Annotated in this window: 24 protein-coding genes; 11 read left to right on the top strand and 13 right to left on the bottom strand. The window is 70.9% G+C overall.

The features are described 5' to 3' along the window. Positions 1-91 precede the first annotated feature (91 nt). The 4 genes from R2B38_RS16075 to R2B38_RS16060 are packed head-to-tail and all read right to left on the bottom strand — an operon-like array spanning position 92 to position 3,111. Positions 92-568: a MarR family transcriptional regulator gene (locus R2B38_RS16075; RefSeq protein ID WP_318016844.1), complete on the bottom strand. Its 477-nt coding sequence runs from the start codon at positions 566-568 to the stop codon at positions 92-94. After that, positions 565-1,329, bottom strand: coding sequence for an energy-coupling factor ABC transporter ATP-binding protein (locus R2B38_RS16070; protein WP_318016843.1), 765 nt, complete (start codon positions 1,327-1,329; stop codon positions 565-567). Before R2B38_RS16070 ends, R2B38_RS16075 begins: the two co-directional genes overlap by 4 nt. Continuing rightward, positions 1,317-2,078, bottom strand: coding sequence for a cobalt ECF transporter T component CbiQ (cbiQ, locus tag R2B38_RS16065; protein ID WP_318016842.1), 762 nt, complete (start codon positions 2,076-2,078; stop codon positions 1,317-1,319). Before cbiQ ends, R2B38_RS16070 begins: the two co-directional genes overlap by 13 nt. A 1-nt stretch (position 2,079) precedes the next feature. Next, positions 2,080-3,111 (bottom strand): energy-coupling factor ABC transporter permease, encoded by a 1,032-nt coding sequence (locus tag R2B38_RS16060; RefSeq protein WP_318016841.1) that lies wholly within the window; start codon positions 3,109-3,111, stop codon positions 2,080-2,082. Positions 3,112-3,281: 170 nt separating this feature from the next. On the opposite strand from R2B38_RS16060, the gene R2B38_RS16055 reads away from it, so the two are divergent. Next, a complete protein-coding gene (locus tag R2B38_RS16055; RefSeq protein WP_033285627.1) occupies positions 3,282-3,635 on the top strand; it encodes an SsgA family sporulation/cell division regulator in 354 nt (117 codons plus the stop codon). A 63-nt stretch (positions 3,636-3,698) separates the two neighbouring features. On the opposite strand, the gene R2B38_RS16050 is transcribed toward R2B38_RS16055, so the two are convergent. Both R2B38_RS16050 and R2B38_RS16045 read right to left on the bottom strand, forming a co-directional pair. Next, positions 3,699-5,378, bottom strand: a complete 1,680-nt coding sequence (locus tag R2B38_RS16050) for a penicillin-binding transpeptidase domain-containing protein (RefSeq protein WP_318016840.1) — start codon at positions 5,376-5,378, stop codon at positions 3,699-3,701. A gap of 131 nt (positions 5,379-5,509) precedes the next feature. Further along, positions 5,510-7,141, bottom strand: coding sequence for a penicillin-binding transpeptidase domain-containing protein (locus R2B38_RS16045; protein ID WP_318016839.1), 1,632 nt, complete (start codon positions 7,139-7,141; stop codon positions 5,510-5,512). A gap of 241 nt (positions 7,142-7,382) precedes the next feature. Between R2B38_RS16045 and R2B38_RS16040 the strand changes: the two genes are divergently transcribed. Then, entirely contained in the window at positions 7,383-8,273 is an 891-nt protein-coding gene (locus R2B38_RS16040) for a calcium-binding protein (protein ID WP_318016838.1), read from the top strand. Between the two features lie 108 nt (positions 8,274-8,381). On the opposite strand, the gene R2B38_RS16035 is transcribed toward R2B38_RS16040, so the two are convergent. Together R2B38_RS16035 and R2B38_RS16030 are read right to left on the bottom strand one after the other, a co-directional pair. Then, the gene (locus R2B38_RS16035) at positions 8,382-9,692 is read right to left on the bottom strand and encodes a hypothetical protein (protein ID WP_318016837.1); all 1,311 of its coding nucleotides are present in this window, start codon (positions 9,690-9,692) and stop codon (positions 8,382-8,384) included. A gap of 69 nt (positions 9,693-9,761) precedes the next feature. Further along, complete coding sequence (locus R2B38_RS16030) at positions 9,762-11,513, bottom strand: dolichyl-phosphate-mannose--protein mannosyltransferase (protein WP_318016836.1); 1,752 nt, start codon at positions 11,511-11,513, stop codon at positions 9,762-9,764. A 62-nt stretch (positions 11,514-11,575) separates the two neighbouring features. On the opposite strand from R2B38_RS16030, the gene rsmI reads away from it, so the two are divergent. From rsmI to R2B38_RS15985, 9 genes are all read left to right on the top strand, one after another. Beyond that, the gene (gene rsmI, locus R2B38_RS16025) at positions 11,576-12,436 is read left to right on the top strand and encodes a 16S rRNA (cytidine(1402)-2'-O)-methyltransferase (protein WP_318016835.1); all 861 of its coding nucleotides are present in this window, start codon (positions 11,576-11,578) and stop codon (positions 12,434-12,436) included. A 305-nt stretch (positions 12,437-12,741) separates the two neighbouring features. Continuing rightward, the gene (locus R2B38_RS16020; protein ID WP_318016834.1) at positions 12,742-13,176 is read left to right on the top strand and encodes a hypothetical protein; all 435 of its coding nucleotides are present in this window, start codon (positions 12,742-12,744) and stop codon (positions 13,174-13,176) included. Between the two features lie 47 nt (positions 13,177-13,223). Continuing rightward, entirely contained in the window at positions 13,224-14,126 is a 903-nt protein-coding gene (locus tag R2B38_RS16015) for a TatD family hydrolase (protein WP_318016833.1), read from the top strand. Positions 14,127-14,269: 143 nt separating this feature from the next. Then, a complete protein-coding gene (locus R2B38_RS16010) occupies positions 14,270-15,580 on the top strand; it encodes a ubiquitin-like domain-containing protein (RefSeq protein WP_318016832.1) in 1,311 nt (436 codons plus the stop codon). A gap of 116 nt (positions 15,581-15,696) precedes the next feature. After that, positions 15,697-16,635: a 16S rRNA (adenine(1518)-N(6)/adenine(1519)-N(6))-dimethyltransferase RsmA gene (rsmA, locus tag R2B38_RS16005; RefSeq protein WP_318016831.1), complete on the top strand. Its 939-nt coding sequence runs from the start codon at positions 15,697-15,699 to the stop codon at positions 16,633-16,635. Next, positions 16,632-17,561, top strand: coding sequence for a 4-(cytidine 5'-diphospho)-2-C-methyl-D-erythritol kinase (locus R2B38_RS16000; protein ID WP_318016830.1), 930 nt, complete (start codon positions 16,632-16,634; stop codon positions 17,559-17,561). The genes rsmA and R2B38_RS16000 overlap by 4 nt, the downstream gene beginning before the upstream one ends. Before the next feature lie 192 nt (positions 17,562-17,753). After that, complete coding sequence (locus R2B38_RS15995) at positions 17,754-18,533, top strand: MHYT domain-containing protein (protein WP_318016829.1); 780 nt, start codon at positions 17,754-17,756, stop codon at positions 18,531-18,533. Between the two features lie 323 nt (positions 18,534-18,856). After that, complete coding sequence (locus R2B38_RS15990) at positions 18,857-20,857, top strand: nitrate- and nitrite sensing domain-containing protein (protein ID WP_318016828.1); 2,001 nt, start codon at positions 18,857-18,859, stop codon at positions 20,855-20,857. A 250-nt stretch (positions 20,858-21,107) separates the two neighbouring features. After that, the gene (locus R2B38_RS15985; RefSeq protein WP_318021697.1) at positions 21,108-22,103 is read left to right on the top strand and encodes a peptidoglycan recognition family protein; all 996 of its coding nucleotides are present in this window, start codon (positions 21,108-21,110) and stop codon (positions 22,101-22,103) included. Between the two features lie 238 nt (positions 22,104-22,341). On the opposite strand, the gene tgmC is transcribed toward R2B38_RS15985, so the two are convergent. The 5 genes from tgmC to R2B38_RS15960 form a co-directional block, all read right to left on the bottom strand. After that, the gene (gene tgmC / locus R2B38_RS15980; protein ID WP_318016827.1) at positions 22,342-23,469 is read right to left on the bottom strand and encodes an ATP-grasp peptide maturase system methyltransferase; all 1,128 of its coding nucleotides are present in this window, start codon (positions 23,467-23,469) and stop codon (positions 22,342-22,344) included. Further along, positions 23,466-24,431, bottom strand: a complete 966-nt coding sequence (gene tgmB / locus R2B38_RS15975) for an ATP-grasp ribosomal peptide maturase (RefSeq protein WP_318016826.1) — start codon at positions 24,429-24,431, stop codon at positions 23,466-23,468. Before tgmB ends, tgmC begins: the two co-directional genes overlap by 4 nt. Next, complete coding sequence (locus R2B38_RS15970) at positions 24,431-24,691, bottom strand: putative ATP-grasp-modified RiPP (RefSeq protein WP_318016825.1); 261 nt, start codon at positions 24,689-24,691, stop codon at positions 24,431-24,433. Before R2B38_RS15970 ends, tgmB begins: the two co-directional genes overlap by 1 nt. 206 nt (positions 24,692-24,897) lie before the next feature. Beyond that, positions 24,898-25,047: a hypothetical protein gene (locus R2B38_RS15965; protein WP_318016824.1), complete on the bottom strand. Its 150-nt coding sequence runs from the start codon at positions 25,045-25,047 to the stop codon at positions 24,898-24,900. An 89-nt stretch (positions 25,048-25,136) separates the two neighbouring features. Then, positions 25,137-25,550: an ATP-binding protein gene (locus tag R2B38_RS15960; protein WP_318016823.1), complete on the bottom strand. Its 414-nt coding sequence runs from the start codon at positions 25,548-25,550 to the stop codon at positions 25,137-25,139. Positions 25,551-25,692: the final 142 nt, after the last annotated feature.

Below are 25,692 nucleotides of genomic sequence, written 5' to 3'. Positions count from 1 at the left end.
CTACATCGTGCACAAGATACTGGTGAGTAGGTCGACCGTGTCTTTCAGGGGGCACGAACCGCCGGTAACCCGAGGTCAGCGGGTCAGGGGATCAGCGTGCCCGGTCCGCCGCCGCCTCCGCGCGCTCCGCCAGCCGCCACAGCTCCGCCCGCAGCCGCGAGACCTCCGGCATCTCCAGCTCCGTCGCCGCCAGCAGCGCACCCGGCACCCGGGCCGCGCGCTCCCTGAGGGCCGTACCCCGTTCCGTGCACACGACCAGCACCGAGCGCTCGTCGTGTGCCGCGCGCTCCCGGTGGACCAGGCCCGCTGTCTCCAGGCGCTTCAGCAGCGGTGACAGGGTGCCGTAGTCGAGGTGGAGCGCGGTCGCGAGGTCCTTGACCGTGCTCTCGCCGCGCTCCCACAGGACGAGGAGGACGAGGTACTGCGGGTAGGTCAGCTCCAGCTCCTCCAGGAGGGGGCGGTACGCGGCCGTCAGCGCCCGCTGGGCCGCGTACAGCGCGAAGCACAACTGCTCGTCGAGGAGCAGCGACCCGGCAGCGGCGTGATCCTTGTGCTCCTCGTTCGTCACGCGCCCATTGTCACGGACCGCGGGTCGAACCCGAAGGGCAACTCCAGGCGATGGGCGCGCATCAACGCCTCGTCGGAGAGCAGTTCACCGGTCTTCCCGTCCGCCGCGATCACGCCCTCGCTCAGGATCAGCGCGCGCGGGCACAACTCCAGCGCGTACGGCAGGTCGTGCGTGACCATGAGGACCGTCACGTCCAACGACCGCAGGATGTCGGCCAGTTCGCGGCGCGAGGCGGGGTCGAGGTTGGAGGAGGGCTCGTCCAGGACGAGGATCTCCGGCTCCATCGCCAACACCGTGGCGACGGCGACGCGCCGCCGCTGCCCGAACGACAGGTGGTGCGGGGGCCGGTCCGCGAACTCCGCCATCCCCACCAACTCCAGTGCCGTACGCACCCGTTGCTCCAGCTCCGCGCCCTTCATCCCGGCCGCCGCCGGGCCGAACGCCACGTCCTCGCGGACCGTCGGCATGAACAACTGGTCGTCGGGATCCTGGAACACGATCCCGACCCGGCGCCTGATCTCCGCCATGTGCCGCTTGCCGACCGGGAGTCCGGCCACCGTCACCGTCCCGGCGCCGGCCGTGAGGATGCCGTTGAGGTGCAGCACCAGGGTGGTCTTGCCGGCGCCGTTCGGGCCGAGCAGGGCGACCCGTTCGCCGCGCGCGACGGTGAAGTCGACGCCGAACAGGGCCTGTTGGCCGTCGGGGTAGGCGAAGGCGAGGCCAGAGACCTCCAGCGAAAGGGAATCGGTCACAGCGTCCATCCCAACAGGCATACGACAAGGGCGGCTGACGGCAGTGCGAGGGCGTACGACCACTGCGCCCTGGACGCGGTCACCTCGTCGATCACCGGCATCGAACCGGTGTAACCCCGGCTCACCATGGCGAGATGGACCCGCTCCCCGCGTTCGTAGGAGCGGATGAACAACGCGCCCGCCGACTTCGCGAGCACACCCCAGTGGCGGACACCCCGGGCCTCGAAACCCCGTGACTCGCGGGCGATCCGCATCCGCCGCATCTCGTCCGTGATGACATCGCCGTAGCGGATCATGAAGGACGCGATCTGGACGAGGAGGGGCGGGAGCTTCAACCGCTGTAGGCCGAGGAGGAGTTCGCGGAGTTCGGTGGTCGAGGCCAGGAGGACGGAGGCGGCTACGCCCAGCGTGCCCTTCGCGAGGACGTTCCACGCGCCCCAGAGGCCGTTCACGCTCAACTGCACGCCCAGGACGGTGACTTGGTCGCCCTCCGCCACGAAGGGCATCAGCACCGCGAACGCCACGAACGGGATCTCGATCAGCAGACGGCGGAGCAGGAAGCCCGCGGGGACGCGGGCCGTGTACGCGACGCACGCGAGGAGGACGGCGTAGACGGCGAACGCCCACATCGCCTCGCGCGGGGTCGAGACCACGACCACCACGAAGGCGAAGACGGCGGCCAGTTTGGTGTGCGGGGGCAGCGCGTGGACCCGTGAGTGGCCGTGCCGGTAGAGGCGGTGGGCGTGGCCCGCGCCCATGTCAGGCCACCTGCGAGGTGCTACGGCGCTTGCGGACCGCCCAGAAGACCCCGGTGCCCGCCACGACCGTCACGCCCACGCCGATCACGCCCGCGAGGCCTCCGGAGAGCCGGGCGTCGCCGACGTCTCGGACGCCGTAGTCGGCCAGCGGGGAGTCCGCCGAGGCGTGCTCCTTCGCCTGGCGGTCGATGCCCTGGTCGGCGGCCACCTTCTCCAGGCCGTCGGGGTTCGAGGAGGCGTAGAAGCTGACGAAACCGGCGAGGAGGAGGGAGGCCACCAGGCCGGTGATCCACAGCTTGCGGCGAGAGGGCCCACGGGCCGCGACCGGCTCCAACGGGGCCTGCGCGTCCACGAGTTCGCCGTTCACGCGCAACTTGAGGCGCTGCTCAAGGCCACGTGCGCCGTGGACCAGATCCGGGCGTACGGCGATCACGGCGCCCACCGTCAGCGCGGTGATCGCGGCCTCGCCGATGCCGATGAGGACATGGACGCCGATCATCGCGGTGGCGACCTTGGTGAGGGAGACGTCCGTCGTGCCGCCGAGGGAGTAGAGGAGCGTGAAGACGAGGGCGGCCGCGGGGACCGAGAGCAGGGCCGCGAGGAAGGACGCGGCGGTGATCGAGCGGCGGGTGCGGGGCAACACCTTCACCAGGCCGCGGAAGACCGCGTACGCCACGACCGTCGTCGTGATCGCCATGTCGGTGATGTTCACGCCGAGCGCGGTCAGACCGCCGTCCGCGAACAGGATGCCCTGCATGAGCAGGACGACCGAGACGCAGAGCACGCCGGTGTAGGGGCCGACCAGGATCGCGGCCAGCGCGCCGCCCAGCAGGTGGCCGCTGGTGCCGGCCGCGACCGGGAAGTTGAGCATCTGCACGGCGAAGATGAACGCGGCGACCAGGCCCGCGAGTGGTGCCGTGCGCTCGTCGAGCTCGCGGCGCGCGCCGCGCAGGCTCACGGCGATGGCGGCCGCGGCGACCACACCGGTCGCGGCGGATACGGGGGCGTCTATGAATCCGTCAGGCACATGCACGGGATGATTTTAGATGGCTATTGCGACTGCTTTGCAAGAGCCAGAGAGTCTCACGCCGACATGTGAGATCTGTCGCCCCGGAGGGCGCTCCCGAGAAAATGTGCGACATTTGGGTAGTGGAAGCGGATGCATAGCTTTCACACAGGTCACTCAGCGTAAGGGGCCGCCCGATGTCCGTAGTCGAACAGTACGCGCGAGCCCATATCGTCACCGACGAGGACGTGGACCGGCTGGATGCTGACGCGGTCCCCGTCGTCCTGCGGTACGACCCCGAATCCGATCCCCGAGCCGTCCGTATCGGCCTGCCCGGACCGCACGAATGGACCTTCGACCGCGAGCTGCTGGAGCAGGGGCTGCGTTCCCCGGCCGGCAGCGGCGAGGTGCGGGTGTGGCCGTGCGGGCGGGTGCAGGCCGTGGTCGAGTTCCACTCCGAACAGGGCGTCTCCGTCGTCCAGTTCGAGACGAAGACGATCATGCGGTTCCTGCGGCGGACCTATATGGCCACCGCGCCGGTCGCGAGCTGAGCCGCACAGAGGATCAGCCGAGCCCCGGAGACGTTCAGGGGCTCAGCGGGCTCGGGCCGGGGGTCAGCCGCCGAGGCTGTCGCCCAGCTTGAGCAGGGCCGCCACGATCGGGCCCGCGGTGTCGCCGCCGTGGCCGCCCGCCTGGACGACGCCCGCGGCGACGAGGTCGCCCTTGTACGCGGTGAACCAGCCGTTGGGCTTCTTCTGGCCGTCGACCTCCGCCGAGCCGGTCTTCGCGCCGTAGTCCGGACCGAGCCCGGACATCGCCTGGGCCGCCGTGCCGTAGTCCGCCGTGTACTTCATGACCTCCTTCAGCTCGGCCTGCGTCGTCGACGACATCGTGCGCGAGGCCTTCGCGATCGTGCGGTTGTCGACCGTCGGGGAGACCAGGTACGGCTGGTGGAAGGTGCCCGTGTCGACCGTCGCGGCGACCGACGCCATGTTCAGCGGGTTCATGCGGACCCCGCCCTGGCCGATCAGCGAGGCGCCCATCTGCGCGCCGCTCTGCACCGGGACCGAGCCGTCGAAGGTGGGGACGCCGATGGCCCAGTTGTTCATGCCGAGGCCGTAGACCTGCTGGGCCTCGGTCGTGAGGTCGCTGTTGCTGAGCTTGGGCGCGAAGTTGATGAAGGCGTTGTTGCAGGAGGCCCCGAAGGCCATCTTGAACGTGCCCTTCTTGATCTCCGAGTCGTCGTCGTTGTGGAAGGTCCAGCCCGCCAGCTTGTACGTCTTGGGGCAGGGGTGGGACGCGTCCGGGGTGATCAGGTTCTTCTCGAAGAGCATCGTCGACGTCACGATCTTCATCGTGGAACCGGGGGCGAGGGAGCCCTGGAAGGCCACGTTGAAGCCGTGCGAGGCGTTCGCCACGGCCAGGATCTCGCCGGTCGAGGGGCGCATCATGACGACCGAGGAGTTCTTCTGCTTGTCGACCTGTTTCTCGGCCGCCGCCTGGAGGGTCGGGCTGAGCGTCGTCTTCACCTTGCCCGGGGTGCCCTTGCTCAGCTCGACGAGGGTCTTGTCGGACTGCTTGGACTTCTTGCCCCGGATCACCTGGAGCTCGATGCCCGCCTTGCCGCCGGCCTTCTTGCCGAACTTCTCCCGCAGGCCGTCCAACACCGGCCCCAGGGACGGGTACTTGGCGACCGTCAGCTCGCCGCCGTCACGGTCGTAGGCCTTGATCGGCGGGGTGCCGGACTCGCCCGTGACCAGGGTGTCGCCGTCCGCGAGGTCCGGGTGGACGACGGAGGCGTGCCACTGCACGTACGGCTTGCCGTCCTTCGCGCTGCGCACGACCGTGAGTGAACTCGCGTACGACATGGGCTTGTTGATGCCCTTGTACGACACCGTGCACTTCACCGAGAAGGGGACCTTGGCGCCGGTGGGGGTGCCCTCGGTGACGGTGATGCCCTTCATGTGGGCGTTCTTCGTGTACCCGGTGAGCAGGGCGGCGGCCGCCGTCGACCTGTCGGTCGTGGCGGCGGCCTGGGCGACCTTGCCCTGCTGCCAGTCGGCCAGGTACCGCTTCGCGGTGGTCTGGATCTCGGTCGCCGACAGCGGGCCCGTCTTGATCGCCTTGTGGTCGGCGGTGGTTGACGTGCGCGCCTCGGCCGAGGCGCCGCCGTCGTACAGCGCGTAGGCGCCGACGCCCGCGCCGACGACGGCCACGGCGATCACCCCGCCGACCACGGCCGGTCTCGCCTTGCGCTTCTCGGGTACGCGCCTTCGCTTGCCCCTGGTGCCCACAGTTCCCGATCCTCCGCGAATCCCTTTGGGCCCCCGTCGTTCTGGCCCTCAGCCCTCACACACCCCAACGACGGGGCACAGCCTAGAGTCCCGTCCTGTGCGGGTGAGTTCACTTTCCCCGCGGAGTGAGATCAGCCACCTGCCGCCAGTACCGCCCGGACGATCGGGCCGGCGGCGTCGATGCCGTGGCCGCCGTCCTGGGTCATGGCCGCCGCCGCGATGTCGTCGCGGTATCCGGTGAACCAGCTGTTGGACTTGGACTGGCCGTCCACCTCGGCGGACCCCGTCTTCGCGCCGATGCTGCCGCCGAGCCCGGCCATGATGCCCGCCGCGGTGCCGCTGGTCGCGGTGCGGTTCATCATCGACCGCAGCTGGGCCGACGTACTCGCCGACAGGCCCCGGGCGGTGGCCAGTTGGCGGTCGTCGAGGCTCTGCGCGACGAGCACCGGCTGGCGGAACGTGCCCGTCTTCGCGGTCGCCGTCACCGACGCCATGTTCAGCGGGCTCATCTGCACCTGGCCCTGGCCGATCAGGTTGGCCGCGGTGTCCGGGCCGCCGGACGCGGGGACCGAGCCGTCGAAGGACGGGATGCCGGTCTTCCAGTTGTCCCGGCCGAGCCCGAAGCGGTCCTCGGCCTCCTTGGTCAGCGAGTCCACCTTGACCGAGTCGGCGAACTTCACGAACGCCGTGTTGCAGGAGCGGGCGAAGCTGTCGGCGAGCGTCGCGTTCTCGTCCGGCGCGAGGCCCGTCAGGTTCTTGAAGGTCTGGCTCTGCCAGGTGGCGGTGGGCGGGCAGGGCGCCGCGCCGCTCATGCTGGTGATGTCGTTGTCGATGAGCGTGGCGGCACTGATGATCTTCATCGTCGAGCCGGGCGCCAACTTGCCCAGGAACGCGGCGTTGAAGCCGTCGTCGCGGTTGTTGGCGACCGCCAGGATCTGGCCGGTGCTCGGCTGCACGGCCGCGACGGACGACTCCGAGTACTTCGTCACGGCCTTCTCGGCGGCGGCCTGCGCGCTCGCGTCGAGCGTCGTGCGCACCTTGCCGGCCTTGCCCTTCTCCAGGGTGAGCAGCGTGGTGTCGGCCGAGTCCGCGAGCTCGTGCTTGATCGCCAGCTCGATCCCGGGCGTACCGCCCGCCTTGTCACCGTACTTGGACCGCAGCTCGTCGAGTATCGGCCCGAGAGACGGATACTTCTCCTTGGTCAGCACGGTCCCGTTCCGGTCCACGGCCTCGATCGCCGGGCTCGCGGACTCCCCGGTGGCGAACGTGTCGCCGGTCTTCAACTCCGGGTGCACGACGGTCGGTTGCCAGTCGACGAGGGCCCGCCCGGTCGTCTCCCCGCGCACGACGGTCAGCTCGCTCCGGTAACTGAGCGGCTTGGAGATGCCCTTGTACGACACCGTCGCCTTCACGGTGAACGGCACGGTGGCCCCGGTCGCCGTGCCGGGCGTGATCTTCACCTTCGTGATGTGACCGGCCCCGCTGTAGGACTCCAGCACGGTGTCGGCGGCGGCGTCGTTGTTCGTGTACGACGCGGCGGTCACCGCGTTCCCGCTCTCCCAGGCCGCGAAGAACTTCTTCGTCGTCTCCTCGACCTCACTGCCGCTGGGCGGCCCGGTCTTCTTGGCGGTTGCCCCACCGACCCCGGCCACCCCGTCCGAACCCCCCAGCGCGGACACGACGTTGAACGCCCCGTACCCCGCCCCGCCCACCATCACGGCGAACACACTGCCGATGACGGTGGCCTTCACCCCCTTGCGCATACCCCTGTCCCTCCCCGTTATCAGTCCTCCGACTGTAGGTGGCGTGGGGGAAAGCTGTGAGGGGTGTTGCCTTTTGTTGTCCTAACAGAGATCAGCTGACTGAATCACACCGCCCACCGGACCACGTATGTGAACGTACGGCGAACGGTGGGGGATACCGGGCAACCGGGGACGGGGGTGGGGGGTCGGTCGTGGTGCCGGATCCACACCGGATCCGCAACTGGCCCACGGAGGCAGTGCGTTGATCTCTCGACTCGGCGGGCACCGGGTGGTGCGGGTGGGGGTTGTCCTGGCGCTGGTGCTGGCTCTGGGGGTCGCGGTGCGGGTCGCGGTGACCTCGGGGCCCGCGCCGTACAAGGGGCCGCCGGCGACGGCCGCGGTGCTCGGCAAGGTCGTCTACACGGCCGCCCGCCACCAGGCCAACCACGTGACCGTCACAGAGACGTCGGAGAGCGGCGGGAGCGTCGTCCACTACCTGATCGACGACGTGGTCCCGATCAGGCCGTCGGGGCCCGGCTGCGTCTTCCCGGACGCCGGGGACCGCACCAAGGTCGCCTGCACGATCGTGATCGAGGAGATGGCGACGGACCCCTACCCCACGCTCCTGCTGAACCTCGGCGACGCGAACGACTCCGCCGTCGTGCACAACGACGTCCCCGCCGACGCCTATGCCTATCTCGGCTACAACGTGGTCCACCTCGGCGCGGGCAGGGACACCTGGACCGGCACCGCACGCGAGGCCCAGGCCGTCTACGGCGACAACGGCGACGACACCCTCAGGGTGAGCGAGGGAGCCCAGGCCGAGGGCGGCAAGGGCGACGACATGATCTACGTCGACGGCGAAGGGGGCGGAATAGGCGGCCCCGGTGACGACGTCCTCCACGGCGGCCCGGGCGACCAGGGCCTGTACGGAGACCAGGGCGACGACACGCTCTACGGTGGCCCCGGCGACGACCGGCTGTACGGAGGCGTCGGCGCCGACACGCTCTACGGCAACAGCGGCGACGACACCCTCTACGGCGACAACCCCGAGGGCGGCAGATTCGACGGCGGCAAGGACGAGCTGTACGGCGGACCCGGCACGGACAAGCTGGACGGGGGGCCCGCCGACGACTTCGTCCAGCAGGACTGACGGGCGGGCCGGACCCGGGTGCCCGACCGCGTCGGTGCGGGACCGGTGTCCTTCGGGAGCACCGGCCCCACACCGACGTGACGGGCTCGGGCGGACTGCCCGGCCAGGTCAGCCGACGAACTCGACCATCACGGTCGCCGTGCCGGACACATGCCGGGCGTCACCCGCGTAGGTCACCGTGTACTGGGGATACGTCATCCAGTCCGGCGGGGTGTCACTGAAGCTGAAGGTGCCGTCCCGTCGGACCTTCGCGTCCGGCAGTTCCACGCCGTTGCGCGTCACCGTGACCGTCCGGTGCTTGGGGAAGGGCACGAGCGAGGTCAGTTTCCCCGTCACCGTGACCGGCGTGTCGACCGGGTTCGTCGGCGGGGCGGACAGAGCGATGGTGCTGGATGCCTTGGCGACGTCGGTGACGATGTCGAGAATGACCTCGCCCGAGTAGGGGAAGCGGGTGGTGAACAGCCTGCTGCCGTCGGGCGCCCAGGCCAGGCCTCGGTCGAGCAGATCCCTGTATCCCGTCGACAGGGAGACCGTGCGGTACGCGGCGGTCTCTCCCGGGCGGTAGATGTAGACGTCCCAGTCCCCTCCCGCCACGATCCCCGCGGCGACCGTGCCATGGGAGTCGACGGCGACCGAGTTGGGGTAGGGGCCGGTGTCGTACGGGGCCTCTTCCGTCAGGTCCGACAGGCGCCACCGCTGGTGGTAGTAGTTCGAGCCGTTCGCGGTGATCACCGTGCTGCCGTCCGGGGTCACCGCCATGTCCTCGACATCGGCGACGGCGTCGCTGTAGGCGGTCTCCTGAAGCGTGCCGGAGCCCACGTCGTACACGCGCATGCCCAGCGCGCCCTGGCTGTCCGCGGCGACGAGCCGGTCGGGCGCGCCCGGCGACGAGGCGAGTCGCGGCTTGCCGTACCAGACGGGGTTGTCGTCCAGGCTGACGGTCGGGGTCGCGTCGGCGATGGTGACCGACCCGATGCCGGCGTCGAAGACGGTGGCCTGGTAACCGAAGAACAGCCGGCCGCCGGCGAGGGCGAGGCTCTCCGGTCCGGTGCCGGCACCGGTGGGGATGCGCCGCGTCTCGGTCAGGGTCGTGGTGTCGATGACGGAGATCGCGTCGGCGTCCGGGAGAGCCACGTACAGGGTGGACTCGTCGGCCGACTCGGCCATGCCCCGCGCCCCGTCCAGACCCTCCACCTTCTTCACGACCTGCCCGTCGTGGTCGGTGGCCAGCACCGCGTCGTCGCCGGGCGCGCTGACGTACACATGGCGGCTGTCGGCGAGCGTCTGCCAGTGCGAGCGCACCGGTAGGACGATGCTTCCCTGGGTCTGTGCCGTCGCCGTGCCGGGGGTACCCAGCAGACTCAACGACGCGGCCGCCAGGACCAGCGCGACACCTGTCGCACGTCTTCGTATATGCACCTGGGAGCTCCTTCGGGAAGGCGGGTGGGGCGCAGCGGACTGCCACGCCCTACCCGCCCGACTGCCCGGCTATACCCAGGTGTCGAGCCACATCCGAGACCGCCACTGGTCGATGGGGATCGCCGTCCCCGTGTACAGCGGCCAGAAGTAGATGAAGTTCCACGTGACCAGCAGGACCAGTACGCCCGCGCCCACCGCGCCCGCGACCCGGCGTGTGTCGCTGGAACCCGGCGGGCCGATGACCGCGCCGATGAGCATCGCGACCGCGAGGCAGAGGAAGGGGAGGAAGACGATCGAGTAGAAGAAGAAGATCGTGCGGTCCTGGTACATGAACCAGGGGAGGTAGCCGGCCGCGACGCCGCAGGCGACCGCGCCCGCGCGCCAGTCGCGGCGGAACGCCCAGCGCCACAGGACGTACAGGAGCGCGAAGCAGGCCGCCCACCACAGGAGCGGGGTGCCGATGGCCAGGACCTCGCGGGCGCACTTCTCGCCCGCGCTCGCCGGGCAGCCGTCCGCGCCCGGGGAGGGGGACTCGTAGAAGTACGAGACCGGGCGGCCGTCGACCAGCCAGCTCCAGGGGTTGGACATGTACGTGTGCGGGGAGTGCAGGCCGACGTTGAACTCGTAGACCTCGTGCTCGTAGTGCCACAGGCTGCGCGCCCAGTCCGGCATGAACTGGCTCCAGAAGCCGCCCTTGCCGTCGGTCGCGGCCCAGTTGCGGAAGTAGCCGCCGGTGCCGTTCGCGGGGGAGAGGATCCAGCCGAGCCAGGACAGGACGTAGACCGAGATCGCCACCGGGGCGGTGGAGACGAAGGCGAGGCCCACGTCGTGCTTGAGGACCGCGGCGTACGGCTTGCTCGCGCCCGCGACCTTGCGGGAGCCGACGTCCCAGAGCACGGCCATGATGACGAAGGCCGCCGCGTAGAACATGCCGTTCCACTTGGTGGCCATCGCGAGGCCGAGGGTCAGGCCGGCCATCCAGCGCCAGGGGCGCCAGCCGAGGGAGAGGGTGTCCGCGATGTGCGCGTCGGGGCGGACGCGGCCGTCGGCGTCGACGGGGAGGGCCGCCGCGAGTCTCGCGCGGGCCCGGTCCCGGTCCAGCAGCAGGCAGCCGAACGCGGCCACCACGAAGAACATCAGGACGCCGTCGAGGAGCGAGGTGCGGGCCATCACGAAGGCCAGGCCGTCGAGGGACATCATGACGCCCGCCACGCAGCCCAAGAACGTGGAGCGGAACAGGCGGCGGCCGATGCGGCACAGCATCAGGATGGCGAGCGTGCCGAGCAGCGCCGTCATGAAGCGCCAGCCGAAGGGGTTGAAGCCGAAGATCAGCTCGCCGATGCCGATGACGTACTTGCCGACCGGCGGGTGCACGACGTAGGCCGCGTCGGTCGGGATGGGGATGTGACCGTTGTGCTGGAGGATCAGGTCGTTGGCGTTCTTGTCCCAGTTGACCTCGAAGCCGCGGTGGACCAGCGCCCACGCGTCCTTCGCGTAGTATGTCTCGTCGAATATCACCGCCTTCGGGCTGCCCAGGTGGTAGAAGCGCATCACGCCCGCCATGAGCGTGACCAGCAGCGGACCGCCCCAGCCCGACCAGCGGTTGACGCGGTCGACGAGCGCCGGCGAGAAGCCGAGCGCCGCCCACAGGCGCGGGCTGGGCTCCGCGTACGGCGGCACCAGCCGGTCGCGTACGTCGCTTCTGGGCCCCGCCGTGTAGCCGAATCGGCGCAGCCGCTGCTGCCACGACGGCCGCTGGTCTGGCGGGGCCTGCCCTTGCCGGGTGTCCGTGGAGTCCATGGACGACGCTGTACTGGTCACCGCGCCATCGTAGGGAACAGGTCTGTGTGAGTCCCGCCTCTCTCCCCTGAGAGGATGGAAACGTGACAGTTGCTCCCGGAACTCTGGTCCTTGCCGGCACCCCCATCGGCGACATCGCGGACGCCCCGCCGCGCCTCGCCGAGGAGTTGGCGGGTGCCGATGTGGTCGCCGCCGAGGACACCCGGCGGCTGCGGCGGCTGACCCAGGCGCTCGGGGTGCAGCCCAAGGGGCGGGTCGTGTCGTACTTCGAGGGCAACGAGGCCGCCCGGACACCGGAGTTGGTGGAGGCGCTGCTCGGCGGCTCGCGCGTGCTCCTGGTCACCGACGCCGGGATGCCGTCCGTGTCCGACCCGGGGTACCGGCTGGTCGCCGCCGCGGTGGAGCGGGACATCAAGGTCACCGCCGTACCGGGACCGTCCGCCGTGCTCACCGCGCTCGCGCTGTCGGGGCTGCCGGTGGACCGGTTCTGCTTCGAGGGGTTCCTGCCGCGCAAGGCCGGTGAGCGGCTGTCGCGGCTCCGGGAGGTCGCCGGTGAGCGGCGGACCCTCGTCTACTTCGAGGCCCCGCACCGGCTCGACGACACCCTCGCCGCGATGGCCGAGGTGTTCGGCGCCGAGCGGCGGGCCGCCGTCTGCCGCGAGCTGACGAAGACGTACGAGGAGATCAAGCGGGGCCCGGTCGGCGAGCTGGCGGAGTGGGCCGCGGAGGGGGTCAGAGGGGAGATCACCGTCGTCGTCGAGGGCGCTCCAGAGAAGGCCGAGGAACTGGGCGCGGACGAATTGGTACGGCGGGTTCGGGTGCGCGAGGAGGCGGGGGAGCGGCGTAAAGAGGCGATCGCCGCCGTGGCCGTCGAGGCAGGCGTTCCCAAGCGTGAGGTGTTCGATGCCGTGGTGGCGGCGAAGTCTGCGCAAAAACCCCTCTGAGCTTGCGCAAAAAACCCTTCTGACCTGCGGGAAAGGTTCCTCTGAGCGGGGCGCTGTTCCGATGAGCGCGCGCCCCATGGCGGGGCAAAGCGCGGTCACGAAATGCAAAGCCCGGACCGCCTTGCCGGGGTGATTCGACAAGGAAAGTCCAAATCGCCTCCAACAGTCGACAGGACTGATGCGTTCGCCCCGCCGGAGGCGTCCACTGGATGAAGGGACACACCCGTCCCTCGCCTCCAACGGGATTCCGGGGGGAATCCCCTCGCCGGAGGTATTTGTCCAGCGGAAAGCAAGCAGGAGCTGGCATGAGTGAGATCGCAGGGCAGACCGGCCTCCGCGGCCCCGCCACCGCCGTGGTCAACGAGTCGTACTCCTTCGCCTGCATGCGGTGCGGGCACGGCTGGGAGCAGTCGTACGAGATAGAGCACCACGTCGACACCGACGGCCACCAGTTCGTGATGTACGTGGCGGAGGGTCAGGTCGTGCCGTCACCGCTCAGCCGGCCCGCCTGCCTCAACTGCGACGGGCATGTCGTGCGGATCATGCGCGCGGGCCAGGTCTCGTCGGTACGGGAGGCCGCGCAGCGGCAGTACCAGGCACCCCGGCCCCGGGCAGCGGCCACGGCCGAGGCGGCGGACGGCGCGGACGGCGAAGCCGCCGTGACCCCGCTGCCGGAGCACAGGGACCACCACTGGCACCTGTCCGACCTCCTCCACCCGTTCCACCGCAAGGCGAGCTGACCGGCTCCGACGACCGGGCGGGCATGCCCCTTTCGTAGGATCGGGGCATGCCTTCCTCCAGCGGCAGCGCCCGCGAACGCGACAGCGAGAAGAACGCGGCGCCGCCGCTCCCGGAGCCCCTCCGGGTGGCCGTCGCCGACTCCCACACCCACCTCGACATGCAGTCCGGCACGGTGGACCAGGCGCTCGCCAAGGCCGCGTCGGTCGGCGTGACGACGCTCGTCCAGGTCGGCTGCGATGTGAAGGGCTCCCGCTGGGCCGCCGAGACGGCCGCCCGGTACGAGGCGATCCACGCGACGGTCGCCCTGCACCCGAACGAAGCCCCGCGCATCGTCCACGGCGACCCCGACGGCTGGTCCCGGCAGGGCGCGCGGGTGGCGGGCGGCGAGACGGCCCTCGACGAAGCCCTCGCGGAGATCGACCGCCTCGCCGGGCTCCCCCAGGTCAAGGGCGTCGGCGAGACCGGGCTCGACTACTTCCGTACCGGCCCCGAGGGCAAGGCGGCCCAGGAGCAGTCCTTCCGCGCCCACATCGAGATCGCCAAGCGGCACGGCAAGGCCCTGGTCATCCACGACCGCGACGCCCACGCCGACGTCCTGCGCGTCCTCAAGGAGGAAGGCGCCCCCGAGCGGACCGTCTTCCACTGCTACTCCGGTGACGCGGAGATGGCCGAACTCTGCGCCCGCGCCGGGTACTTCATGTCCTTCGCCGGCACCGTCACCTTCAAGAACGCCCAGAACCTGCGGGACGCGCTGGCGGTGGCCCCCCTGGAGCTGGTCCTGGTGGAGACGGACGCGCCCTTCCTCACCCCGGCCCCGTACCGCGGACGGCCCAACGCGCCCTATCTCGTCCCCGTCACGGTGCGCGCGATGGCCGCCGTACGGGGCATCGAGGAGGACGAGCTGGCGACGGCGCTGGCGGCCAACACGGCCCGGGCGTTCGCCTATTGAGCCCTCGGGGCCGCACGGAACACATCCTCAGGACGTCATCGAACACAACTCTGGGTAGCCGCGCCGCTTTGGAGAGTGACGGTCACTCCGCTAGGTTCTGTTGGCCCGATCCGGACCCCCGTGGCCTTCTGGAGCGTGTCGGCGTGAGCAACTTCGAGACCTACGAGACCTACGAGACGTACGACCGCGGTGTGCGCGCCGACGCGTACACCGACGGGCCCACCGAGGTGTACGAGGACACGTACCGCCCCGCCTACGAGGCGTACGAACCCGTGTTCCCGCGCCAGGCGGGCACCGCCGAGCCGGAGGGCGAACCGGCGGCCCGGCACGGCAGGCGCCGAAGAGCCGACCGCCCGGACACCGGTTCCGCGATGCGCAGGCTGGTCCCGCAGGCCCTGGTCGTCGCCTTCCTCGCCGGCGGCACCACCGCGTTCGTCGCCAAGGACAAGGCGATCGAGCTGAACGTCGACGGCAAGCCGCGCACCCTGCACACCTTCGCCGACGACGTCACCGAACTCCTCGCCCAGCAGGGCGTGGACGTGGGCGCGCACGACGTGGTCGCCCCCGGCCGCGACGCGCCGCTGGCCAGCGGCGACGAGGTCGCGGTGCGCTACGGCCGTCCCGTGCGGCTCACCATCGACGGCCACCGGCGCGAGGTGTGGACCACGGCCCGCACGGTCGACGGAGCCCTCGAACAACTCGGCGTACGGGCCGAGGGCGCCTACGTCTCCACCTCGCGCTCCCAGCCCATCGGCCGCGCCGGACTCGCCCTCGACGTCCGCACCGAACGCACCGTCACGATCATGGCCGACGGCCGCGCCCGCACGATCCGCACCAACGCGGCGACGGTCGGCGAGGCGGTCCAGGAGGCGGGCATCGGCCTCCACGGCGAGGACACCACCTCGGTCCCGCCCACCAGCTTCCCGCGCGACGGCCAGACGATCACGGTCCTACGGGTGACGGGAACGCGCGAGGTCCGCGAGGAGGCGATCCCCTTCAAGGTCGAGCGCACCGACGACCCCACCCTGTTCAAGGGCACGGAGGTGGTGGAACGCGCAGGCCAACTGGGCCTGCGCCGGGTCACCTACACCCTCCGCACGGTCAACGGCGTCAAGGAGAAGCCGAGGCGGGTGGACGACGAACTGGTCCGCGAGCCTCGCTCGCAGCTGGTGAAGGTAGGCACGAAACCGATGCCCACGTCGGTCCAGGGCGCCGACCAGCTCAACTGGCACGGCCTGGCAACCTGCGAGTCCGGCGGCCGCCCCGGCGCGGTGGACCCCTCGGGCACCTACGGCGGCCTCTACCAGTTCGACACCCACACCTGGCACAGCCTGGGCGGGAGCGGTCGCCCGCAGGACGCGAGCGCGGAGGAACAGACGTTCAGAGCGAAGAGGCTGTACGTGCGCCGCGGCTCAAGCCCATGGCCACACTGCGGGACGAGGCTGCACGGCTAAGGGCTGAGGGATGGGAGGGGTAGGGGGCGCAGCCCCCACCCCTCCCAGGGGCGCGGGGAACTGCGCGACCAGCCACGACGGCGCGGCACCCGAAAACGGCCCCGTAACCTAGGAACGTGAGCAGCAACCCCGACGCCCTCCTAGGCCCCGCCGAAATCCGCGACCTGGCCGCCGCCCTGAACGTCCGCCCCACCAAACAACGCGGCCAGAACTTCGTGATCGACGCCAACACCGTCCGCCGCATCGTCCGCACCGCAGACGTCCGCCCCGACGACGTGGTGGTGGAGGTAGGCCCCGGCCTGGGCTCACTCACACTCGCCCTCCTGGAGGTGGCCGCCCGCGTCACCGCCGTGGAGATCGACGACACCCTCGCAGGCGCACTCCCGGCGACGGTGACCGCGCGGATGCCGGACAGGGCGGACCGCTTCGCCTTGGTGCACTCGGACGCGATGCAGGTGACGGAACTCCCCGGCCCGCCCCCGACCGCGCTGGTCGCCAACCTCCCCTACAACGTGGCCGTACCGGTCCTGCTCCACATGCTGGAACACTTCCCGACCATCGAACGCACCCTGGTGATGGTCCAGGCCGAGGTCGCCGACCGCCTGGCCGCACCGCCCGGTTCGAAGGTGTACGGCGTCCCGTCCGTGAAGGCGAACTGGTACGCCGAGGTCAAGCGGGCGGGTTCCATCGGCCGCACGGTCTTCTGGCCGGCCCCGAACGTGGACAGCGGCCTGGTGGCGCTGACCCGCCGCCCCGAGCCCCTGAAGACGACAGCCACCCGTCGCGAGGTCTTCGCCGTGGTCGACGCGGCCTTCGCCCAGCGCCGCAAGACCCTGCGGGCGGCCCTCGCGGGCTGGGCGGGCTCGGCCGCGGCGGCGGAGACGGCTCTGGTGGCGGCCGGGGTGTCGCCGCAGGCGCGCGGTGAGTCGCTCACGGTCGAGGAGTTCACCCGCATCGCGGAGAACAAGGTGGGCGAGGACAAGGTGGACGAGGGCAGCGTGGGCGAGGACAAGGCGGCCGCCGAAGAGGTCCAGCACAAGGAGCCCGGCAAGTGAGCGTCACCGTCCGCGTCCCCGCGAAGGTCAACGTCCAGCTCGCGGTGGGGGCCGCGCGCCCCGACGGCTTCCACGACCTGGCGAACGTCTTCCTCGCCGTCGGCCTGTACGACGAGGTCACCGTGACCCCCGCCGACGAACTCCGGGTCACCTGCGCGGGCCCGGACGCGGCTCAAGTCCCCCTGGACGGTACGAACTTGGCGGCGCGGGCGGCCGTAGCACTCGCGGAGCGGTACGGGCGCGACCCCGCCGTGCACATCCACATCGCCAAGGACATCCCCGTCGCCGGTGGCATGGCGGGCGGCAGTGCGGACGGGGCGGGCGCGCTGGTGGCGTGCGACGCGTTGTGGGGGACCGGGGCCTCGCGGGCCGAACTGCTGGACATCTGCGCGGAGTTGGGCAGCGATGTGCCGTTCAGCCTGGTCGGCGGAGCGGCACTCGGCATCGGGCGCGGCGAGAAGCTGACCGTGCTGGAGACCGGCGGCACCTTCCACTGGGTGTTCGCGATGGCGGAGCGCGGGCTGTCAACTCCCGCCGTCTTCCGGGAGTTCGACCGCCTGGGCGAGGGCGCCGACATCCCCGAGCCGGTCGCCTCGCAGCCGCTCCTCGACGCGCTGGCGAAGGGCGACCCGGACGCGCTCGCCGCCGCCGTCTCCAACGACCTTCAGTCCGCGGCCCTTTCGCTCTTCCCGGAACTCGCCGGCACCCTCGCCGCGGGCCGCACCGCGGGCGCGCTGGCCGCGCTGGTCTCCGGCTCGGGCCCGACGACGGCGTTCCTCGTCCGCGACCCCGGTTCGGCGGTGAAGGTGGCGGAGGCGCTGACGGCCTCCGGGACCTGCCGCACGGTCCGTACGGCGACGGGCCCGGCGGCGGGGGCGACCGTGATCGACCGACCTTCACACGAGGTCCACGGAACACCCGCCTGACCTGCAAAAACGCGCGTGTTCGATGTAATCCAAACCACATTCATTTATTGCTCACCAATCAACCCCGAGGTCCCTTTCGCGGCGTATGTCCCGCAGGTACGGCTGGCATGATCAGCCAACCCCGGTCCTCGTTACCGGCGGTACTCCCTGCGCGCGCGGTCTCGCCGCGCCACGCCCGAGAGGAACCTCCCCATGGGCCACATGGATCACTTCAGCGCGGGCTGGGTCACCCCGGTCCTCTCCTACGCGATGGCCTGCGTCGGCGCCGCCCTCGGACTGCGCTGCACCGTAAGGGCACTTGAGGCGGACGGCGCCTCCAAACGGAACTGGCTGACCCTCGCCTCCGTCGCCATCGGCTCCGGCATCTGGACCATGCACTTCGTGGCGATGCTCGGCTTCAGCGTCGAAGGCACCCCCATCCGCTACGACGTCCCGCTCACCGTCCTCAGCCTGCTGATGTCCATCGGCGTGGTCGCCGCCGGCGTCTTCACCGCCGGCTACGGCCGCTCCCGCGTCACCTCGGTCGCCTTCGGCGGCATCGGCACCGGCCTCGGCGTCGCCGCCATGCACTACACCGGCATGGCCGCGCTCGACCTGCACGGCACGATCGACTACGACCCCCGGCTCGTCATCGCCTCCGTCGCGATCGCCGTCGTCGCCGCGACCGCCGCGCTCACCCTCACCCTGATCGTCCGCGGCCCGGTCCTGGCCACCCTCGCCGCCCTCGTCATGGGGCTCGCGGTCAGCAGCATGCACTACACCGGCATGTACGCCGTGAGCGTCGCCCTGGCGCCCAGCGGCACGCCCCTGTCCGGCGCCACGGCGACGGAGTTCATCTTCCCGCTAGCCGTCGTCCTCGGCTCCTTCCTCTTCCTGGCCTCCGCGTACGTAGCCCTCTCCCCGACCGGCAAGCGCCACGAGTCGGCCTTCGCGGCGGAGTTGCTCCGCGAGGTCGAACTAGCCACGGTCTGACCCGACTTCGGCCACCCCCACCCCCCCCCAGGGGTGCACGCCCACGCCGCCCACCCCCACCCCCCCAGGGGCGCACACTCACCCCGCCCACCCCAACCCCCTTAGGGGCGCGGGGAACTGCGCGACCAGCCCCCACCCACCCGCACCCCGCACACAACCCGAACCACCCACCCCCACCCCGGTCCGCGCCGACTTGAGCACTCCCGCACAGCCGCGCCCCCGGCCCCCCCGGCCCCCCCGGGCCACGGCCGCCGCACGAACCATCCCCGCACCCCCCATACCCCCCGCACCCCTGTACCCCGCACTCCCCGAACGAGGTCCCCATGCGTGTCCTCCGCACGCCAACCCGACTGCGCCCCAGATCGGTCCGCGCAAAGATCGTCGCCCTCCTGATGCTGCCCGTCGTATCCCTGATGGCCCTGTGGGGCTTCGCCGCGGTCACCACCGCGTCGAGCATCGCGACCACCGAGACCGCCAAGGACGTCAACGCCGAACTCCTCACCCCCGTGGCCGAGTTCGTCACCGCGGTACAGGCCGAACGAACCGCCGCCCTCCGGCACACGGACGCACCCGGCACCTTCACAAGCGCCACGAAGGCCACCGACAGAGCCGCCACCGCACTGCTCGACGGCGTCAACGCGTCCAGCTCCGACGCGGCCCTCATCGACTCCACGCTGCCGGGCCGTATCGACAAGCTGGAGACGGACGCCAAGGGTCTCGCGGCGCTGCGCGCACAGGCCACCGCCAAGGGCGCCAAGTCGACGGCCACGTACAGCGGTTACTCGGCGATCGTCGAGCACGGGTTCTCCGTCACCGGCGCGCTCACCGGCGACAAGACCGCCGCCGACGCCTCCGAGGCACGCGTCGTGCTCGAACTCTCCCGGGCCCGCGAGGCCGTCGCCCGCGAGCAGGCGCTGCTCGGCGCCGCCGACGCCGGGGGCGAGCTGACGAAGGAGCAGTACGCGCTGTTCGTCGGCGCCGTCGCCACCCAGCGCGAACTGCTCGCCCCCGCGGTCGCCGACCTCAGGGCCGAGCACCGGACCGCGTACCGCACGGTCCTCGACGGCATCGCCTACAGCCGACTCCAGGCGATCGAGAACCGGGTGAGCAGCGCGGGCCCCGGCACCCCGGCCGCGTCCGCCCGATTCCTCGGCGACTGGGACACCACCGTCGGCGGAGTCCTCAAGGGGCTCGGTACGGCCGAGACGAAGGCCGGTACGGGAGCCACGGCCGCCGCCGACCCCTTCGGCTGGGACACGCTCGGCGCCTCCGGGGTCGCCGTCGTGCTCGGCCTGGTCGGCGTACTGCTGTCGCTGCTCGTCTCCGTGCTCGTCGGCCGCGGCCTCATCGTCGAACTCCTCGACCTGCGCAACTCCGCCCTCGAAGTCGCCGGCCGCCGCCTCCCGCAGGCCATGCGCCGACTGCACGCCGGCCAGGGCGTCGACATCGACGCCGAGGCCCCCATGCGCCGCCTCGCCGGTGACGAACTGGCCCAGGTCGGCACCGCGTTGACCGCCGTCCAGCGCGCCGCCCTCAAGGCCGCCTCCGAACGCGCCGAACTCCTCAGCGGCATCTCCGGCGTCTACGTCAGCCTCGCCCGCCGCAGCCAGGTCCTCCTCCACCGCCAACTCGACCTGCTCGACGCGATGGTGCGCAGGCAGCGCGACCCGGCCGAACTCCACGAGCTGTACCGCGTCGACTACCTGGCCACCCGTATGCGCCGCCACTCCGAGAGCCTGCTGATCCTCTCCGGCATCGCCCCCGGCCGCGGCTGGCGGGACCCGATCCCGCTGTCCGACATCCTGCGCGCGGCCGTCGCCGAGATCGAGAACTCGGCCCGCGTGCAGATCTGGGCCGTACCGAAGGTGTCGCTGGCCGGCGGTTCGGTCGCCGACGTGATCCATCTGCTCGCCGAACTCGTCGAGAACGCGACGGCGTTCTCCCCGCCCAGCACCCAAGTACAGCTGCGCGCGGCCCGGTTGCGGGAGGGCGGCGTCCTCATCGAGGTCGAGGACAGCGGCTTCGGCATGAAGGACGACGCGATGGCCGACGCCAACCGCAAGATCCAGTCCGAGAAGGTCGACCTCCTGGACGCCAAGCAGATCGGCCTGTTCGTGGTCAACCGGCTGCGCGAGCGGCAGGGCCTGCGCGTGGAGGTACGGCACTCGTCGAGCGGCGGGGTCACGGCCGCGGTGCTCATCCCCGAGACCCTGATGCGCGACGACATGCCGGTGGGGGATCAGCAACAGGCGCCCGGCGGACGGGGGTTGGCGCCCGCGTCGGCCCTGGTCCCGAAGCAGCGGTTGCGCGGGGCGGGCGCCTGAGGCGATCGCCGCCTGAGGCACTCTTCGCACCATCTCCACACAGATGTACCGCAATCGCTGTACAGGTGGGGCGGACGGGGCGGATAGGTTCGTTTGATACTTCAAGTGCACCACCGGAAAGGTCAGTTCCGTGTCCGACGCCCCCACACCGTCGTCCCCCACTCCGTCCCACCGCCGGAAGCGCTCCCTCTCGCGTCGCGGCGCGATCGGGGCCGCCGGAGCCGTAGCCGCCGGGGCCGCCCTCACTCCGGTGGTCTTCGCGGCCACCGACTCCGGCTCCACGTCCACCACCGACGAGACCCCCTCGGGCACCAAGCCGGAGACCTTCCCGGCCACCCGCACCGCGACCGCCACCGGCACCACCCCGGCCACCACGACCTTCGCCGCGTCCTACGTCGGCCTGCGCTGGACCGGCACCCAGGACGGCGCCGGCATCCGCCTCGCGGACGGCGACTGGCAGCAGACCGGCACCGGTTGCGCGACCGTGGACAACGGCGGTACGGCGCTGGTGGCGGCCGACGAGGCCACGACCTACGAGGTCAAGCCCCCGGCCGGCGCGACGGACGTACGCTCGGTCGCCATCGACTGCACCCGAGGCCCCGGCCGCACCTTCCACGTGCCGTCCGAGGCGACCCGCGTCCGGGGTGTCCGCTACCTCTCGCGCCCGGCCTGGGGCGCCGACGAGTCGAAGCGGTACAAGGACGGCAAGGTCAACACGCCTGAGGCGTACTACCCGTTGCAGTCGATCACGGTCCACCACACGGACACCCCGAACGCCGACCCGGACCCGGCCGCGACCGTCCGCGGGATCTACGAGTACCACGCGATCACCCTCGACTGGGGCGACATCGGCTACCACTTCCTGATCGACGAGGCGGGGGTCGTCTACGAAGGCCGCTACTCCGGCGACGACCCCGTCCCGGCCTTCGACCCCGACGGCAACCTGGTCACCGCCTTCCACACGGCCGGCTTCAACTCCGGCAACCTGGGCATCGCCCTCATCGGCACCCTGGTGTCCCAGCCCCCGACGGCCGCGGCAAAGGCCTCCCTGATCCGCCTGATCAAGGTCATCACCCGCTTCAAGGGCCTCGACCCCCAGGCGAAGATCACCTACACCAACCCCGTGAACGGCGTGAAGAAGGACAACGAAACCATCAGCGGCCACCGCGACTGGCTCCAGACGGACTGCCCGGGGCAGACGATGTACGACCTCCTGAGCGACGTACGGGCAGCGGCGGCCCGCTGAACTGCGCCGGGGAATTCCGTGGTCAGAACGGCGCCCACGCCGTGCGCGTCCCGGGCCGAGGCCGGGCGGGTCCGCTGACGCCTGGATCGCATTCGGGTGCGGGTACGTGGCCGAGGAACTCCTGCGCGGCGTTCACGTTCGGCACGACGTCTCGCGTCACCCATGCCAGCCGTCCCTTCGGTCAATGGCTCGCCTTCAGGGTCGACCATCGACTCACCCCCCTCCTGTGTGCACAGGTTCAGGCCGGCAGGTGCCAAGCGGGTCCGTCGGGTTCTCCGAGCCAGACGCGTTGGGTGCCGTCGGCCTCCACTGTCATGCCGAAGTCGGACTGCGGGGGCGCTCCGGCATCCTGCCAGGTGGTGAGGGCGCTCTCTACGGCGTCCCACAGGCGCAGGGGGCCATGCTGGTGTACCTGCCACCCCGTGCCGGCGGGTTCGGTCCAAGCCTGTGAGCCGGTGGCGACATCGACGAGGATCACGCCGTCGCCGGTGGCCATGAGTTCGGCGGAGGGCGCGGCGAGTTGGGCGAGGAACCGCCCGGTCCAGTCGTCGAGAAGGCCGGGGTCCAGGTGGGCAGGGCGGGTGTGGCCTGGCCGCTGGTAGTAGGTGGGGCGGGGCGGGCGTTCGTGGGGGCGGGCGAGCATGTAGCCGATGTGGTCTGCGGCGAAGCGGCCGGTGGCGGTGCCGTCGTCGTGGACGGTGAGGCGGATGAGGCCGGAGGCGAGCATCCATCCGCTGATGGTGGTGGTGATCGTTCCGCTGTCGCGGACCTGGAACAGCCAGGCGGGAGGGACGTGCCGCACGGCGCAGGTCGCAACGATCGCGTCGTAGTCGGCGGCTTCCTTGTGCCCGGCGAGTCCGTCTCCAGTGAGCAGCGTCGGGGAGTGTCCGGCGGCGTGGATGTGACCGGCCGCCGTGGCCGCAAGGTGCGGGTCGTATTCGATGGAGTACACGTTCCTGTCGCCGAGGCGCCGGCAGAGGATGGCGGTGGAGTAGCCGGTGCCGGTGCCGATCTCCAGCACCCTGTCACCCTCGCGGATGCGCGCGAGGTCGAGCATGCGCACGATCAGGGAGGGCAAGGTGCTGGACGAGGTGGGGCGGCCGGTCAGCGGTCCGGGGGCGTCCGTGGCGGCGATGCCGTCGATCTGGGTGACCCAGGTGGTGTCCTGGTGGACGAGGCGGAGCCAATCGTCGTCACCGGCCGTGTGGCGGTGCACGGGCTCCCATTGGGTGCCGGACGGACGGAACACCGTGTCGTCGAGGAAGAGTTCGCGCGGGACGGCTTCGAGCGCGGCACGCCATGCGGGGTCTTCCACGGGGACGGCTGCGGCGAGGGCGCGGCGGAGCTGGGCCGGGTCGGCGGTCATGCATGGCCTCCGTGCTGGAGTTGATCGGCGAGGGCGGCGGTGATCGGGGCGGTGATGTGGTCGGGGAACCAGGCCCATTGGCCGTTGGGGTTGCACTCGTACCAGTGCCACAGGCCATCGGGGTCCAAGCCGAAGTCGAGGGCGCCGAAGACCAGGCCGAAGACGTCGAGGTAGGCCCGCACCCCCTTGGCGATCTCGGGCGGGACGGAGATGGGTGTGTAGGCGAGTCGGTCGTAGTGGCGTCGCCAGTCGACACCGGGGGAGCCGTCGATCCGGACGGCGAACAGGTGCTTGCCGACGGCGGTCAGACGGATATCGGCGGTCTTGTCCACCCGCTGCTGGAACAGGTGAGCCGTGTAGCGAATCCGGTCGTCGATCTGGTCGGGGGTGACGTCGTCGATCCATACCGTCAGCGGCCGGCCTTCGGCGTCGGCGTAGTCGCTTTCCCGAAGCGGCTTGTAGAGCACCGGCCCGTGCTCGGCCGTGAATGCGCGTGCTTGGTCGGGGTCGTTGGTGATCAAGGTGGGAGGCACGGTCAGCCCGCAGCGGGCAGCCGTCGCCAGCTGCGCCGGCTTGTACTCGGCATCCCGGTTGCGCCAGGGGTGATTCAGGTAGTGGGCGCCGGGGAGGGCGGCGAGGATGCCGCCGAGTCCATAGCGCGCTTCCTCCACAGCCCAACGGGCGGTCTGCTCATTCATGGCGAGGTCGGCGGTGTAAGGGGTGGGCCGCCGCCAGTACACCGAGCACACGCCGTCCAGGTCGAGAGTGCGGGTCTCGGTGGTCAGTGTGCCTCTGGGGCCGATGCTGTCGAACACCGCTGCCGCGCCGACCGTCGCGGGAAAGCCCCCGGGATCCAGTCGTACCACGGGCACCCGGCGCCGGTTGAGTTCGGTGATCACCTCGTCGGCTGTCGCATCGTCCAGGCACGTGACGACCAGGACGGCCGGCCTGACCACGGCCATCAGTCGCTGTCTCCCTGTTGGTCGCTGCCCTCGTCCGAGTTGCCGTCCATGCTGGTCTTCGTCTTCGTCTCCTTCGACGTCTCCGACCGCTTGTGCTTGTCCAGCATCGGCACCAGGGTGCCGTCAGGGTCCACCCACGCGGCGGTCTGCGTCTCGGCGTCGAGGACCGCGCGGGCAACGGGCAGTACTTCGGCAGGAGGGAACGGCTTCATACGACTGACACCCCAGGGGGTGGCCTGATCCGGTGCTGTGGCCTGCATGGGTCTCCTCATCTCTCGGTCGTTTCCACGGTGGCAACCGCCGCAGGTGTTGTCAGGACGGCGAGGATCCTGCCCCTGGCCGCGCGGCCGTCTTGCCAGGAAGTCCGCGCGTCTGGACTCCAGGGGCGGGGGCGTTCCCCCTCTCACGCGGGCCGTACGTGGACCGGCGGCACGCGGGCTCGCGGGTCACCGCGAACCGCCGGGAACTACAGGGCCACGACGAGCAGCACGCCGCCGAGGACAAGCACGACGAGCACCAGGACGGCGGCCTCGACCCCGGGCGACCGAGGTGGCGTACGTCGCCCAGGGCGCGGCCGGTAGTGCCCGAGCGGGTGTTGCACAGGGCGCAAGTCCATGGCCGTCTGCTGACGGGGCCGGAGACAGGTCACGTCGAGCGGAGTGGGCAGGCTGCCGGGCGGGGCGGCGGCCGTTGACTGGCAGCCGGTCACGGGGATGCCTCTGCGGTCAGGTGGGCCCACACGCGTTTCCCGCCGTGCACCAGCTCGGCTCCCCAATCGTCGGCTGCAGCTTCGACCAGTTGCAAGCCGCGCCCGCGCTCTTCGTCGCCGTTCGGCGTCTCGGCTGTGGGTCGTACGCGGGAGGTGTCGGTGACGATGATCCGCACCGAGTGTGGGCCGGTCCTGGTGACCGAGGCGCCGACCGTGGTGACGTCGGTGTGCTCCACGGCGTTGGTGACCAACTCGCTGACGACCAGTCCGGCCATATCCACCAGACGGGACAGGCCCCAGGTCTCCAGAGCGAGGGCGACGTCATGGCGCGCGCGGGGAATGGACTCTTCCTTTGCCGGATAGCGCTCGTGGTATCGCTGCGGCCCTACTGGTGCCGCAGTCACGGTCATCGTCGCCTCTGCATTTCGCCGAACCCTGGGGCGCGGCGGAGCCGAATCATGAAGGTGCGAGGGGCCATGCCCCATTCCTTTTCGTTGGTGCGGGTCAGCTGCGGCAAGCCGTAGTGGCTCTCGGTGAGGGGGACCACGCGGA

It is taken from the genome of Streptomyces sp. N50 (assembly GCF_033335955.1).
GTDB lineage: Bacteria > Actinomycetota > Actinomycetes > Streptomycetales > Streptomycetaceae > Streptomyces.
The sequence above is the reverse complement of the archived record's forward strand: the minus strand, read 5'-3'. Positions and strand labels throughout refer to the sequence as shown.

Coding starts and splice junctions, on each gene's coding strand:
- R2B38_RS16020 (WP_318016834.1), top strand. CDS start 12,742: ATGAGTGAGATCGCAGGGCAGACCGGCCTCCGCGGCCCCGCCACCGCC.
- cbiQ (WP_318016842.1), bottom strand. CDS start 2,078: ATGGGCGCGGGCCACGCCCACCGCCTCTACCGGCACGGCCACTCACGG.
- R2B38_RS16055 (WP_033285627.1), top strand. CDS start 3,282: ATGTCCGTAGTCGAACAGTACGCGCGAGCCCATATCGTCACCGACGAG.
- R2B38_RS16015 (WP_318016833.1), top strand. CDS start 13,224: ATGCCTTCCTCCAGCGGCAGCGCCCGCGAACGCGACAGCGAGAAGAAC.
- R2B38_RS15965 (WP_318016824.1), bottom strand. CDS start 25,047: ATGGACTTGCGCCCTGTGCAACACCCGCTCGGGCACTACCGGCCGCGC.
- R2B38_RS15990 (WP_318016828.1), top strand. CDS start 18,857: ATGCGTGTCCTCCGCACGCCAACCCGACTGCGCCCCAGATCGGTCCGC.
- R2B38_RS15960 (WP_318016823.1), bottom strand. CDS start 25,550: ATGACCGTGACTGCGGCACCAGTAGGGCCGCAGCGATACCACGAGCGC.
- tgmC (WP_318016827.1), bottom strand. CDS start 23,469: ATGACCGCCGACCCGGCCCAGCTCCGCCGCGCCCTCGCCGCAGCCGTC.
- R2B38_RS16070 (WP_318016843.1), bottom strand. CDS start 1,329: ATGGACGCTGTGACCGATTCCCTTTCGCTGGAGGTCTCTGGCCTCGCC.
- R2B38_RS15970 (WP_318016825.1), bottom strand. CDS start 24,691: ATGCAGGCCACAGCACCGGATCAGGCCACCCCCTGGGGTGTCAGTCGT.
- R2B38_RS15995 (WP_318016829.1), top strand. CDS start 17,754: ATGGGCCACATGGATCACTTCAGCGCGGGCTGGGTCACCCCGGTCCTC.
- tgmB (WP_318016826.1), bottom strand. CDS start 24,431: ATGGCCGTGGTCAGGCCGGCCGTCCTGGTCGTCACGTGCCTGGACGAT.
- R2B38_RS16045 (WP_318016839.1), bottom strand. CDS start 7,141: ATGCGCAAGGGGGTGAAGGCCACCGTCATCGGCAGTGTGTTCGCCGTG.